This is a genomic window from Aeromicrobium stalagmiti (genome assembly GCF_013283745.1).
Taxonomy (GTDB): domain Bacteria; phylum Actinomycetota; class Actinomycetes; order Propionibacteriales; family Nocardioidaceae; genus Aeromicrobium; species Aeromicrobium stalagmiti.
Genome location: NZ_JABSTZ010000001.1, coordinates 1,040,219 through 1,053,364, shown reverse-complemented (window position 1 = coordinate 1,053,364; position 13,146 = coordinate 1,040,219). Strand labels below are relative to the sequence as shown.

Here is a 13,146-nt window from a genome sequence, read left to right as displayed (position 1 = left end):
CTGTAGGAGGGTCGTATGCGGCATGTGAATTCCTTCGAGCGATGGCAGGGTTGGCGGAGATCCGGAGGTCAGTTGTCTCTGATTCGGTCCAAGTAGGTCTGGCGGGCGCCGATGTCGACATCGGTGAGGAACACTGAGTCAGCGCCAAGTGCCGAGCCGAGGCCCGTTGCGAGCCGGCCTGGAACGAACTTCATGGCCGCGATCACGCCACCAGCGAGCCGCGTGACGCGCACGAATGGTCGAGGGTGCTCGATCAGATCTGCCGTGGCTCGTCCGATCTCCTCCGGCTCAGCGTTCCGGAGCCCCTTCGCCCCAGCGGTGCCCGCGACGAGCTCGGTGTTGGTGAAGGTTGGCCGAACCGTGGAGAGCTGAACTCCCGACTTGCGGTACTCCTGGCGCGCTGCCTCCGTGAAACCGATCACCGCGAACTTGGTGGCGCAGTACGTCGCCAAGCCTGGGACGGCAAGCTCGCCAGCCAACGAGGCAGTGTTGATGATGTGACCTGTACGCCGCGGCAGCATCCGCTGGAGCGCAAGCTTGGTCCCAAAGATGACACCGAGGATGTTGATCTCGACCTGCCGGCGAGTGATTGCGTCTTCCTCTTCATGCGCGTACCCGGTGGGCATGATGCCGGCGTTGTTGATCAGCACGTCGAGAGGACCGAGCTCGGCCTCGACCAGGTCCAAGAAGGCCCGGAATGATTCGGGATCGGTCACGTCGAGGTGGGTCACCACTGTCACCCCGAGCTCGTCAGCGGCCTCCTTGGCCCGAACTTCGTCGACATCACCGATGGCGACACGGTGGCCACGGCGGATCAACTCCTTGGCGGTTTGATACCCGATCCCACGAGCCCCTCCAGTGATCGCCACTGTCTTGGGCATGGTTCGTGTGCTGCTGTTCGTCATCTGCTCTGCTCCTTGTTCAGTCCGAGTCGTTGCTTCACACCGCGACCAGCTGCCACTCGCAACACCCGTCCAGCGATGGCCGTACGCCGGGAGGTGTACGGATACCAGGTGACTTCACGCGCCAGTACAGGCACGCGCGGCTCCGTCACGGCTTGGACGCGGCAGTATTTGCGCATCCCCTGTGCGCCACCTAACCGCGCACCGATCCCTGACGACTTCCAACCGCTGTGGGGCAACGTTGTGGCGAAGAGGTTGCTGAAGACGTCGTTGATGTTGACCGCGCCCGCCTGCAGTCGCCGCGCGACACGTCGCGCTCGCGCGTGGTCGCGGGTCCAGACCGTTGCAGACAGACCGTACGTCGAGTCGTTGGCCAACCGGATGGCCTCATCTTCGTCGGCAACACGCATCACCGGAATGGTCGGGCCGAACGTCTCTTCGGTCATGCACGCCATCGTGTGATCGACATCGACGAGTATCGTCGGAGCGTAGTAGTTGCCCAAAGCACCGCGCGTTCCGCCAGCCGCGACGCGCGCTCCGGCGAGAACGGCCTCGCTGACATGACGATCTGCGATGTCGACCTGATTCTCGGTGACCATTGCCCCCACGTCATTGCCTAGCCCCGACCCCTGAGACAGGGACTGCACGCGCTGGGTGAGTCGAGCCACGAAATCGTCGTAGATCTCGGCGACGACGTACACGCGTTCGACCGAGATACAGACCTGGCCGGCGTTGAAGAGGCCGCCCCACGCGATGCCCTCCACCGCCCGCGGCAAGTCGGCGTCCTCGAGCACTATTGCCGGGTCTTTTCCGCCCAATTCCAGGCTCAGCGGTTTGAGAAGCTCCGCGCAACGGATTGCGACCGCGCGACCAGTAGCCGTTGAGCCCGTGAATTGCACGTAGTCAACGGCATCGACCACAGCTGCTCCCGTGCTGCCGGCACCGACGACGTGGGCAAGAACCGGAGGTGCCCCGATCTCATTCCAGCCCTCGACGACGCGCGCGCACGTCAAGGGGGTCTCCTCGGACGACTTGGCCAGGACTGCACACCCGGCGGCGAGTGCCGGGGCGGCGTCCATAAGGAAGAGGGTGATCGGGAAGTTCCACGGCGTGATCAGTCCCACCAGCGGGTAGGGGTGGTAGGACGTGGACAGTCGCTTCGGTAGGCTCAGAAGACCAGACGACTTCACTTTATTGTCGGCGAGGAACTGCTCCGCGTGATCGGCGTAGTAGGTGATGAACTCGCATGACGCTGTCGTCTCCACCAGTGCGTCGGGGCGGACCTTGCCAGTCTCGGCCTGCAACAGGTCAGTGAGCTCGTCAGTGTGTGCCAGGATCCAGTCGCGCCAGCGATGCATCCATCTCGCTCTCTCGCGGGGGGCCGTTTCTGCCCACGCACCTTGCGCAACTCGGAGCCCACCCGCGATGGCGTTCACCGACTCGCGATCGTTCACCTTGACGGTCGCGACCGAACGTCCATCTGACGGGTTGCGGACGTCCAGGGCTGCCGCAATGCTCGCAATGGTCATGGGATCTCCGACGTCGAGGGCGTTGTTCGAGTGTTTTCGGCATGTTCGGCGCTGAGCACGTCGGTGAAGGCATCGGAGACCGCGGGGATCGAGGCCCCCATCAGCAGTCCGTAGTGAAGTTGGAGTTCCGTCAGGATCTCGGTCAACGGCAGGTCGTCGAAGACGCCACGGTCTCGTACGTACTCCATGTGCTGGGTGCCGTCAGGGGTAAATGCGTGCATCAGCGCGTCGTTCTCGCCGTCGAACTCAACGGGTGGCACTCCAAATCGAGCACACAACTCGCGGTTGAATGCCGGGGTGGCCTTGACCCATTGTCCGTCGATGTACAGGGAGCTGTAACCGTGGAAGACGAAGAGATCTGACCCGCTCATCAACTCACGCAGCGAATCGGTCTGAAGATGGTTGCGCACATCAGCGAAACCCAGGCGCGCCGGAATACCGGCCGAGCGGCAGGCCGCAGTCAGCAGCACCGCCTTGGGAACGCAATAGGCACGCCCAGTCTTCACGACATGACTCGCTCGGTAATGAGCGGGATCGTCTGACACCTGGTAAGGGTCGTACCAAATTTGATCTCGGACAGCGGTGAACAGTCGCACCGCCTTTTCGCGATCGGTGTTCGCACCTACGACCGCGGTCGTGACGAAGTCGCGCACTGCTTCGTGTTCGGTGTCAAGGAACTCGGTTGCGCCAAGGAGTGCTCCGTGCGTCGGACTCACCGACAGACCAAGCCGCTCTGCGACCCTGATGTCAAGGCCTGACGCCGAGCCCGGTTCAGATGCATGCTGCGAGTCCCAAGGCAGCTGGGCACTCCCCACCGTGTCAGGCGCCAGGCTTCCGTAGCCCCCGGGCGAGGCAACGAGGGGCTGGGCAACCCCAGATCCGCCACCGGAAGCCCCTTTGCGACGACTCGATTCCCAAGCGCTACCACGCTCCCCATCCTGAGACACTTTGCCGTTTTTGTCAACGAAACAACAGACTAGATGTTTCTGTATCATCACTGTCTTGCAGCGATCGATGCGGCTCACCCCGCAACCGCGGGGCGATCAACGCTATTTCTGCGCCAAGTAATGACGAGCTCAATCTTCGTTGGCCGCATCGGCCAGGGCGAGCATCGGCCAGGGCAAGTCGGCCAGAGCTGCCACCCACAAGGGGCCCCTTGATCGACCACCTTCCTAATAGCGGTGGCGAGCCGCCTCCTCGGGGGTCACGAATCGACCTCCCAGGGCTGCGGGGAAAGGTTGCTCAGTTCACGGACGACGGCATCAGGACCGAAGGAGCCATAGTCCCGCCGGATCTTGCCCTGGGCGGTCAGCGTGGCAAGGACAGCGCGGCTCCTCGAGGTTGCTCTCCAGCGCCACCACGCTGACTGGTTCACCGGCGTCAGTGGTCGCGACGTCCCACGCCACCAATGTCGAGGTCTTGGCGACCGTGTCGCCGCCGGCGGCGATCTCCAGGCTCCCGTTACCCAGCTCGTCAACACCTAAACCATCGGCGCGAAGACCCAACGTGTGCACAGGATCGTCCGCAGCGGGCTGCTCGTTCATACGGATGCGCGTCGTCAGCCCCTCACCGGTCAGCGTGACCAGCAGGCCAGCCGACTCCGACAACTCGTAGGTTGCGACGCTTCCTGCGCACCGCCGCCATTGATCCGAACATCTACCGGCGAAACCTTCGGCACCCACGACCCGTCAGCCTGCCGGGTCAGGTCACTGTCGACGTCCTGCCAGGTGCCATCGGTCTCATCCATCACCCGCACCGAGGCACCGAACTGCTCATCGGTCAACGTTCCGTCAGGGTTCGCGAACGTGCGCGTCGTCTCGGTCCGCTTCGACAAGTCCTCGACCCGCTTGTCAGATGCGCGCGCCGTTGTCATCGCCGACACCCACACCCTCAGCGACATCCCGGTCGGCCGCTCACCGACGAACTGCCACACACCTCATGCACCGCCGGTGACCACTTGCGTCCGTACGAAAGACCTTCGGACGCATGAACAATCCCAACGAGCAGACGACCGACACAGAGGCAACCTGCCCGCGCTGCGGCGAGCCCGTCGGGCGCAAGCCGACGGGGCGGCCGCCGATCTGGTGCTCCCAGGAGTGCCGACGAGCTGCGTACGAGGAACGTCGAGCGGCAGCTCGAGGCGCGATTGCCGTCGAGGTCGTGGAACGTATCGAGACTCGCGAGCACACCACTGCCGAGTGCGTGGACCGCGCCATCGCATCACCGGTCGGTTGCCGGCGGATGATTCTCGCGCTGACCGAACGAGCACGAGATGGATCACTCCGCGCGGACCCGAAGTGGGAGTCCACGCGGACAGCACTGGTCGGTCTGATCCACGCGCTCAACCCGCCCACGAGGTCTCGGTGGTGAGCGAACGTTTCGTACGGACGCAACCTCTGTCCGGCAGTGCACCAGGTGTGTGGCTCTCCGGTAACGCCTCAGGCCTACGGCGTTCGCTGCGACTCGACCCAGCCGATCAAGCGGTCAATGACGGATTGCTGTGTCTCGTCCGGGAGCGCAAGGATCCGCTCGACAAGAACGTCCAGATCGATCAGGCCGGCGCGAACGAGCGCACCGGCAAATGCCAGGTCCTTCATGCGCCCAGCCACCAGTTTGGACGCCACCAGATCGTGCGGCTCGAGAAACGCCGCCTGCGCTGGCTCCGAATCGGGCAGCTCGGGCCTGAGCAGCCGTTCCGCCCAGCCCGACGGGAGCGTCACCGTGTCGACGTGGACTCCCTCGGCGTAGTAGCCGAACTGCTCATGGAACGCCGAGAACTCACCGATGCCACCTTCGACCTCGTCGGCCTTGGCGCGGTCTACATCGTCGAGGAACGCGATGTCGGCCTCCATCGAGGCGGTCGCCTCTGCTGGCAGTTCGTCCTCGTCACGAGATCCGAGGATCGCTTGCGAGCCGACCACCAGCACATCACGGTCGTTCGCGATGCGGGACGCACTACGCAACACGTGAGCGAGCTGAGTGCGGTTCACCGGAGCGCTGCCGCCTGCTGCTCGCGGATCGTTCGCAGGATCTTCGTACGGCGCTCGGGTGACATGACACCGGCGAACGGCGAGTTCTCACGCAGATCAGCCGATCGCTCATCGAGCGAGGTGATGACATGGATGATCTGATCCACGCCGCCGACCAGGACCGATTCCCAATCCCGCAGGTAGGCGGCGGTCATGCCGTCGACTCGCTGCTCGGGCAGCCAACGCTCGATGTTGCTGCGCGCCTTGCTGATGACACCTTCAGGATCAACAAGCAGATCGGCGATCAACGCCTGGTGCAGGCGAAGGGACTTGAGCCGCTCAGAAGAGAGCTGCGCGTAGCCCCTGAGCCGGTCGACCTCGGAGCGAGGAATGCGCCGGTGCGAGCCCACCCTGACGGACGCGACGTCGCCGCGGTCAGCCAGGTTCACGACGTGCTGACGCGAGACGCCGAGCATCTCGGCGACCTCGCCCGTCTTCAATAGCACCGACTCCATACCACTATTAAACACAACAAACACAACACGGCCAAACCCTGCGAACGCCTCGCCCTCCCGCGCGGTGAACGTTACCTACCGACGTTCCCCCGAAAGTTCGAACGTTCCCCCGCCACCAACGCCGGAAGAACGGCCGTGAATAAGCGTGATGCCCATGTATACGGAGGACTGAAATGACTGACCAGATGATGGAGCGGCTCGTTGCACCGGACGACCTCGCCGCGATGCTCTCGGTGACCACCGGCCAGCTGGCCCAGATGCGCTACCTCGGAACCGGCCCGCAATACGTCAAGGTCGGCACGCGCGTCCGGTACGCGCTGTCCGACGTGCAGACCTGGCTGACCGAGCACCGCCGCTCCCAAACGTGAGCACCGCCATCCACAGGCGACCTCCCTGACCGAGGTTCTCCACACCCAGCCCGACCTCGATAACGGCGGACGCCGGTTCGGCGATAGGCCAGTCACAGAAGGAGGTGACCCGTGGCGACGATCGAGTCGTACGAGACGACCACTGGCAAGCGCTACCAAGTCCGCTACCGCACCCCTGACCGCAAGCAGACCAAGAAGCGCGGCTTCAAGACCAAGCGCGAGGCACAGGAGTACGCGGCATCGGTCGAGGTCCAGAAGTACCGCGGCGAGTACGTCTCTCACCAAGCCGGCCAAGCGACGATCGGCGAGCTCGGACCACCGTGGCTCGTACGCCAGAGCGCCCACCTGAAACCGTCGTCGTTGCTCGCGCTCGAGGTCGGCTGGCGAGTCCACGTCGAGCCGCGCTGGCGCGACGTCCGGGTCACCGACATCAGCCGCACGATCATTCAAGACTGGGTTGCAACCCTCGGCAAGAACCGCTCGGCCACCACGGTCAAGCGCGCCTACGGCGTCCTTTCATCGATCCTCGACGACGCCGTCGACGACCGCCGCATCATCGCTAACCCGGCCAAGGGCGTGAAGACCAAGCGCAAGGAGATGCGCGGACGCGTCTACCTCAACCACCACCAGGTCGACCGCCTCGCTCGCGAGGCCGGCGACTCCGCCGGGGTCGTCCTGGTACTCGCGTACACCGGCATCCGCTGGGGCGAGATGATCGCGCTCCGCGTGCGCGACGTCGACACCAACCGACGCCGCCTCTCGATCGAACGCAACGCCGTCGAGGTCGGCACCCAGATCCACGTCGGCTCACCCAAGAACCACGAACGCCGGTCCGTCCCCTACATCCAGATGCTCGACCCCGTCATCGAGAAGGCCAGCGCCGGCAAGCCGCCCGACAGGCTCCTCTTCCCCGGACCCGACGGCGGGGTCCGCCGCCGCACCCGTACCGACGGCTCATCCGGCGGCTGGTTCGCCGGCGCCGTACGCCGCGCAGGCATCCCCCGCGTCACGCCCCACGACCTCCGCCACACAGCAGCGTCGCTGGCCATCTCATCCGGCGCGAACGCCAAGGCAGTCCAACGGATGCTCGGCCACAAGTCGGCCGCGATGACTCTTGACGTGTATGCCGACCTCTTTGAGGACGACCTTGACGCAGTTGCGGTTGCCATGAACCAAGCGGCTCTTCGAGCCCTCGAGCCGTGAAAACAACCTCGAAGCCACTTTGACGAAAGTTCCAATCAAGGCGCGTCGGCAAACGCGAAAGCATGTTCGTAGTCCCTACCCAGCGTGGCCCGAGCAGGAATACCATCGAGTTGTCGAGCCCATGTCAGTCGCTCCTGGAGGTGGACGTGCGGTGGGAATGAACTATCACCATCTAGACGATGCTGACGTACGGCGGACGATGAAGTCTCTGTGGCTTGATGAGCTCGCGGAATTCGAGAGCCACTGGACTGTCGATGCGTGCTACGGAAAACAGCTCACCGAGGCCGGATGGAACGCATTCAAAGTCGTCATGCCTCAAGCTCTCGAGGCGCACGACGACGAGTGGCTTCGCTCCCAAATGACAGACTCATCCTTTTGGGACCCTCATCTTCTCCGGCAAGGGAAGCTGGTCGAGTACAACAAACCCGACGCGATTCAGAAGCTCACGCTCGGTGAGTTCAATATCGCGTACATCCGTGGCGTGGCCACGGTGCTGCAGTCCCGTGGAGCCGACATGTGCATGGTCTATCGCGCGGACGAAGCCTACGTTCCACGCTCGGAATGCTCCGCCTGGGAAGATCAGGAGATCCCAGTCTGTGACGTGCTCGCTGGTCACCGAGTCCGTTATCACCCCCCTCCGGGCGATCGACGTGCCTTCTCAGTTCCCTCCGGCCCGAACTGTCATCACAGCATCCGGATGATCTAACGAACTGCGTGCCTGTCTCAACAGGTCGGGCTCAGGAGGCCTCACGTTGGTTGTTCTGAGCCTTCGGTTAAACCCAAGTAGGACGAGATGTTGGTGAGCGTTACTTCGGCCCGCTGGGCGATGACGTCGTAGGGCACGACCTCAGCACGGTGCAGGGAACGATTGAGCTCCAGCAAGACCAGACGCTCGTGATCGGCAAGGGCTGACTGTCGGCCCAGGATGATGAGAAGTCTCGGCTCCCGCGCATTTCGGATCCCATGAAACTCCTCGGCCGCGCCGGGATGGCGACTTAGGCGATCACGGTATGCAAGTGCCTGGGGAAGTGCGTGAGCGAGTTCCTTCCCCAGACGGTAGTGATGCGGAGTCGGGACGGCTGAGCCCGGCGTTTGCTGGCGAGAGCGGAGGATAGGCTCGTTTGGGCCTTTCAATTCAACCACGTCGTTGTAGCCGTCAAAGCGCTCGAGGAGGAAGTCCATCGAGCCGCTAGGGCCGGATTGTTGCGGCCGGATGCTGGCGTACTCGAGCCCAAAGAGGAGCGGGTGAGTGGCGAGGAAGTCTTGCATGTTGGTTTCGCTGGCCAAGGGGTTGTTCAGGAGCGTGCGATACGCCTCGAGGTCTCGGCCGGCATCGGCGACACGCTCGGCGACTCTTTCGTGCAGCACGACTGCGGCAGCCGCGCGCCCGGGCTGGTCAGTCGTCGCACCCCGGATGAGCGCCGCTCGTTGATCCGCGTCGGTGAGACGTGATACGAAATCAACTAGCTTCTGGATCTGGCGCTCGTCGAGGTCGCCCAGCGCTTCTATTACATCCAAAGCGTGATCAACGTCGGTTGGCGCGGCGAGCCGGAAATCCACGAGGCCCGCCAGGCGCTCGATACGTTCTCCATCCTGCTGCAACCACTCAGCGACACGATCGACTGTCAGTTGTTGGTCGAGAACCTTGCTGACCTCGGCCGGGTCCCCGATCAGGCTGAGATCCGCGTACTGGCTGAGATCCTCGGGCTCGACCGACAAGTGCGTAGCGAGATAGGCCAATGAGAAGTCGTCTTCGGCAGCCAACCATTCGTCAATGTTGAGCACATAAATGAAGTGGTTTGGGGTGGTTCGGAGGCCTTGCGCGACGTCAGTGCGTCGAGTGAGGAGCAACGCCGCCTCAAGGCCTTCCGGACAGCGCTCCTGCACGCCCTCAGCGAGCCTCTGCCCGTGCCTGAAGTGGGTGCGCTCATCCGCGAATACGTCAAGCCAAGCGAAGTCGTAGAACACCGAGATACCGCAGAGCCGTTGGGGCGCTCCTCGACGCCACCAGATCTGGCGATCCCACTCGAGATCAAGCTCCATATCGGGAGCGTAGGCCCGTCAAAGGTCATTTCCCGCACGCGCGCCCAACGGCCAGCACGTGTCGCGGCGCAATTACGCACCACGGGCCTCGTCATCAGCAGCGCACAGGCCCCAGCGGCGTACGCGCCCAGGCGGTATCGCTGGAGAGCGGAACCTGCGGCGGTTCGGCATATGCGACTCGGTCAATTGGGTGACGTTGTTGTGCAATGGTTGAGCGGGCCAAGTTCCCGGCATTCAAAGTCCGGCATGGCGCAACGGAAGCGGCTCAGTTCACGCTCGCAGCGGCGCGGAGCTCGGTGTAAGCCGACATCCAGCCTCTGTTCCGCTTTCCTTTGATGGCGGCGACGGTTGCACGTGTGGCGGTTATCCCTGCACCCAGAGCAGCCCCGCCCAAGATCGCCGCTGGACCGACGAATCCGGCGGTCAGCACGCCTGTCATCGAGCCGACGCCGAAGTCGACAACAGCATGCTTCGGAACGGATCCGAGGCTCTCCACCCTCCCATTTGCCCGGATGAGGTAGCTCTCCATCGCTTGCCTCACTGCGCGCTCCACGTCGCCACCCTGAGCCTCCTCGAGGGCAGTCGCTTCGATTTCGCGAAGGATTCGGCGGAGATCCTTAATTGACTTATGTGACCGGATGGCCGCAACAGTCTCCCAGTCGAGATGTCCAACTGCCAGCAGCAGGATCGGGAGTGCAAAGCCGGTGGCGAACCACGGCGAGTTCACCTCGAACCGTGCTTGAAGCACGGCCTGGTGCCGCGAATCCTGCATTACGGAAACCCCGGCTTGCGCGGCGACCGCGAGGTCGGTATCCGCGTGCCTGACGACCACTTCTCGAACGAAAGTCTGCGGAATCATCTGGCGCAACGCCTCGTTGCGGCCGTCGCGGCGTCGCCACTCGTCGGCAATGGTCTTGACCTCTGATGACCGCTCAGTCGTGACGAACTTCATCCAGTCCACCGTGGATGGCAACTCAGCAGCGAATGGCGCGAGTGTGGGGAACCAAATGATAGATGTTTCGGAGTTGATGAACTGTTGCAATTCTCGTGCGGGTACACCGACTTCGGACTCGGGTCCGAAACTAACGCGAAACCGCTGCCCACCCGCGACATGCCGGTGCCTTGGACTCTGGAACGAACTTTTCTGGTCGTTGGGAAGCGGCATCTCAATCCAGCCACCTGGACCGGCCGTGATGCTGAGTGCGCCGCTCTCGAGAAGTATTTCCTCGTAGAAGATTGCCGCTTGTTTGAGACGGCGCCTCAGCGACGCGATGGGAGCGCCGGCGACGAGAGAGTGCGCGTTCGAACGCAGAGGAACCCACAGGACCTGAGCGTTCGATCGCACAGATTGGAGCCTAGAGGCCGGAGCCGACAGTCGGTGCCCGCCGACGCGGTTTCATACGACCAGGACCCTAATTAGGGGTGCGGCAGAGGTTCATGCGCTGGCAGGCCGTCATTCTTTGCCGACGGGAGCTTGATCCGAATGCATGTTCCAGAACGGCAGGTAGCAGAGCCTGAGCATCAACCACCAAACGTACAGAGTCACAGTGGTCCAAGATGTTTCGTCAGTCATTTGCCCATGCGCGACAGAGTTGCGCAAATTTGGGCCGTGACTCTCGGTCAAGAGTGCCTGCAATTCGAACCGGAACGACGGCGTAAATATCGCCGCCGTCTCCTCGAGTGCAAGCAATGGACCTAGGCTCTTTTCGGTCTCAACTCCGTTTTCGCCGAAAAGCAGAGTCGAAACACCCTGATCGTTGAGATGGGCGCGGATGAGGGCTTCCAATTGCGGGACCAAAATGTGCAAAGCGGTCGCGTAGTCACCGTCAAAGCCGGCGAACAGACCGGCAGCCCACAGGTTGCTTCGATCCGGTGGGATGACCGGGGACTCGCCACAGATCTGTCGCACGACCTCTCGGCTGATGCAGTGTTCAGTCTTGAGGACGTCTAGCGCCGGAATGATTCGCGCCTGAGCGCCGAGCCCCGCAGTGCTCTGATGATCGCGGACCATCCGGTTGAAGATCGCTGCGTTGTCGTCGGCGGAAAACGTGCCTCCCGGCGTGGCGGCGACCTTTCGACCATCGGCTGACAGGGTCGCTCCTCCGAATAGACTGGAGAGGCGGAACGTCCTCATTGCATCGATGGTGTTTTCGCGCAGCGACTGTACGTCTACGAGTGGAAGGACAAGCGCGAACCGAAGCAGCGCCTCGGGCAGTTCGTGCCCAGACACGAGTTGCTTCGCGCTCTGCACGTAGGCACTAATATCGATGGGGTCGGACTCAATCCGCGCCATCTCCCTGAGTGAATCCTTGCGGGACTGCCGAAGTCGTTGCTGGAGATGTTCGAGCCGTTTGTCGAGCGATTGCGCGGTTCGGTAATCCTTTGGAAGTGATCGAAGGGTTGCGACAGCCTTTTCCAGGTGACTGCTTGCCACGATATTGGACACATTCGCGCTGCTGCGAGGGTTGTCGGCCTGAGCGACGTATGACTCGGCGAGGTCAGCTGCGCATGCGTACGCTCGGTCGTTCTCGTCACCGCGTTCGAACCACCTCGCAGCAGCGCGATACTCCTCTTGGCTGCGATGATGATCGTCGGCAGCACGGTCGAGATCCGCTAGTGCTCGCAGGTGTGCCGCGATCTTGATGGCCGAGCCACGTGCCAGACCGAAGTGTTCGAGCAGATCGCTTAGCCACACGGCGAGGAAACCATCAGAGGCCGAGGAGCTGAGAAGGGTGTCGACGACCGTGGCCTCAATGCCCGCTAGCTGGGTTGCAGTGGCTTTTCCTAGCCGGCGGCTTAGAAATATAGCCCGTCGCCAAGCCTCCTCAGCATCACCAATCCATGCGTCGTTAGTAAGCGGCTCGCCGGTGTACGCCTCTATAGCTCTTAAAGCGTGTTCGATACGGCGCGGCGAACCGTGTGTCCAAGCGATGTCGTACAGGCGTGCTTGCAGGGCAGGGGCGCCTGCCACTAATCCGGCTGCTTCGCCAAGGAACGCAACCTCGATCGGGTGCAGGTCACTTGGGATGACTGATCGCTTCCCGGCCATTGTCATGAACGGCTTGAACGGTTCGTTCCAGCTTTCGGCGTCTAGGGTGGCCGACGCTGCGAGGGCGAACAGTTCAAATACCCGGCTCGTAGTGGGTTCATCGGCGACTTCCGCAGCCTGCCAGAACGCCATTCCGAGGTTCGCCAAGTCAGGATCATCGTGGTCGACAGATGCGATGACTTCTTCCCACCCACTTGCCCGGACGTCTTCCATCGTCGGCGTATCGGGCGGCGACTCTTGTTCGTTCTGGTCAGCGCCCACGAGCTCTCCTAAATGAGAATGTCAGTGCCCCACTGGCTGGCTGCGGCAGCGCGGCTTGTGCTGAAAGGACCCGCCTAGAAGCCCCAGTGGCATCCAAGTTCGGACTGTAGATGCTCGGTACGACATCTTCGCGACTTGGTGCTGAGACCGCCCAACAAGTCCTTCCTGGGCGGAAATCGCGCACCGCAATGGGCAGAAGCGAAGTGGGGCCAGAATCAAAAGTGGCGGTTTCGGGACAGCCCGAGGGTAGGGCCGAGGAGATCGCGTTTCGCCGCTCAATCTCATCCGCATAGTGAGAAATGTGTGC

13 protein-coding genes are annotated in these 13,146 nt (G+C 62.7%); 3 read left to right on the top strand and 10 right to left on the bottom strand.

Features of this window, described 5'->3' with window-relative positions:
- Positions 1-68: 68 nt before the first annotated feature.
- From HQK15_RS05115 to HQK15_RS05085, 7 genes are all read right to left on the bottom strand, one after another.
- Positions 69-905, bottom strand: coding sequence for an SDR family oxidoreductase (locus HQK15_RS05115; RefSeq protein WP_173490313.1), 837 nt, complete (start codon positions 903-905; stop codon positions 69-71).
- The gene (locus tag HQK15_RS05110) at positions 902-2,431 is read right to left on the bottom strand and encodes an aldehyde dehydrogenase family protein (RefSeq protein ID WP_173490312.1); all 1,530 of its coding nucleotides are present in this window, start codon (positions 2,429-2,431) and stop codon (positions 902-904) included. Before HQK15_RS05110 ends, HQK15_RS05115 begins: the two co-directional genes overlap by 4 nt.
- A complete protein-coding gene (locus tag HQK15_RS05105; protein WP_367649060.1) occupies positions 2,428-3,084 on the bottom strand; it encodes a transglutaminase-like domain-containing protein in 657 nt (218 codons plus the stop codon). The genes HQK15_RS05110 and HQK15_RS05105 overlap by 4 nt, the downstream gene beginning before the upstream one ends.
- A gap of 609 nt (positions 3,085-3,693) precedes the next feature.
- A complete protein-coding gene (locus tag HQK15_RS05100) occupies positions 3,694-3,975 on the bottom strand; it encodes a hypothetical protein (RefSeq protein WP_173490310.1) in 282 nt (93 codons plus the stop codon).
- A gap of 29 nt (positions 3,976-4,004) precedes the next feature.
- On the bottom strand, positions 4,005-4,364 hold the full coding sequence (locus HQK15_RS05095) for a hypothetical protein (RefSeq protein ID WP_173490309.1): 360 nt from the start codon (positions 4,362-4,364) through the stop codon (positions 4,005-4,007).
- Positions 4,365-4,875: 511 nt separating this feature from the next.
- Positions 4,876-5,421 carry a DUF6036 family nucleotidyltransferase gene (locus HQK15_RS05090; protein WP_173490308.1) on the bottom strand — a complete coding sequence of 182 codons (546 nt, stop codon included), beginning with the start codon at positions 5,419-5,421 and terminating at the stop codon, positions 4,876-4,878.
- On the bottom strand, positions 5,418-5,915 hold the full coding sequence (locus tag HQK15_RS05085; protein WP_173490307.1) for a helix-turn-helix domain-containing protein: 498 nt from the start codon (positions 5,913-5,915) through the stop codon (positions 5,418-5,420). The genes HQK15_RS05090 and HQK15_RS05085 overlap by 4 nt, the downstream gene beginning before the upstream one ends.
- Positions 5,916-6,088: 173 nt before the next feature.
- Here HQK15_RS05085 and HQK15_RS05080 point away from each other — a divergent pair, with 173 nt between their 5' ends.
- From HQK15_RS05080 to HQK15_RS05070, 3 genes are all read left to right on the top strand, one after another.
- Positions 6,089-6,283 (top strand): helix-turn-helix transcriptional regulator, encoded by a 195-nt coding sequence (locus HQK15_RS05080; protein WP_173490306.1) that lies wholly within the window; start codon positions 6,089-6,091, stop codon positions 6,281-6,283.
- A gap of 111 nt (positions 6,284-6,394) precedes the next feature.
- On the top strand, positions 6,395-7,486 hold the full coding sequence (locus HQK15_RS19015; RefSeq protein WP_173490305.1) for a site-specific integrase: 1,092 nt from the start codon (positions 6,395-6,397) through the stop codon (positions 7,484-7,486).
- A 199-nt stretch (positions 7,487-7,685) separates the two neighbouring features.
- The gene (locus tag HQK15_RS05070) at positions 7,686-8,192 is read left to right on the top strand and encodes a hypothetical protein (RefSeq protein WP_173490304.1); all 507 of its coding nucleotides are present in this window, start codon (positions 7,686-7,688) and stop codon (positions 8,190-8,192) included.
- A gap of 41 nt (positions 8,193-8,233) precedes the next feature.
- Here the strand turns inward: HQK15_RS05070 and HQK15_RS05065 are convergent, their stop codons facing one another.
- From HQK15_RS05065 to HQK15_RS19010, 3 genes are all read right to left on the bottom strand, one after another.
- On the bottom strand, positions 8,234-9,529 hold the full coding sequence (locus tag HQK15_RS05065; protein ID WP_173490303.1) for a Shedu anti-phage system protein SduA domain-containing protein: 1,296 nt from the start codon (positions 9,527-9,529) through the stop codon (positions 8,234-8,236).
- A gap of 265 nt (positions 9,530-9,794) precedes the next feature.
- Entirely contained in the window at positions 9,795-10,481 is a 687-nt protein-coding gene (locus HQK15_RS05060; RefSeq protein ID WP_173490302.1) for a hypothetical protein, read from the bottom strand.
- Positions 10,482-10,982: 501 nt separating this feature from the next.
- Entirely contained in the window at positions 10,983-12,839 is a 1,857-nt protein-coding gene (locus HQK15_RS19010) for a DUF7380 domain-containing protein (RefSeq protein ID WP_173490301.1), read from the bottom strand.
- Positions 12,840-13,146 lie beyond the last annotated feature (307 nt).

Bases quoted from the DNA above. Each gene is read 5' to 3' on its own strand.
- HQK15_RS05115 (WP_173490313.1), bottom strand. From the start codon at position 905: ATGACGAACAGCAGCACACGAACCATGCCCAAGACAGTGGCGATCACT.
- HQK15_RS05110 (WP_173490312.1), bottom strand. From the start codon at position 2,431: ATGACCATTGCGAGCATTGCGGCAGCCCTGGACGTCCGCAACCCGTCA.
- HQK15_RS05100 (WP_173490310.1), bottom strand. From the start codon at position 3,975: ATGAACGAGCAGCCCGCTGCGGACGATCCTGTGCACACGTTGGGTCTT.
- HQK15_RS05085 (WP_173490307.1), bottom strand. From the start codon at position 5,915: ATGGAGTCGGTGCTATTGAAGACGGGCGAGGTCGCCGAGATGCTCGGC.
- HQK15_RS05080 (WP_173490306.1), top strand. From the start codon at position 6,089: ATGACTGACCAGATGATGGAGCGGCTCGTTGCACCGGACGACCTCGCC.
- HQK15_RS05070 (WP_173490304.1), top strand. From the start codon at position 7,686: ATGAAGTCTCTGTGGCTTGATGAGCTCGCGGAATTCGAGAGCCACTGG.
- HQK15_RS05065 (WP_173490303.1), bottom strand. From the start codon at position 9,529: ATGGAGCTTGATCTCGAGTGGGATCGCCAGATCTGGTGGCGTCGAGGA.
- HQK15_RS05060 (WP_173490302.1), bottom strand. From the start codon at position 10,481: ATGAAGTTCGTCACGACTGAGCGGTCATCAGAGGTCAAGACCATTGCC.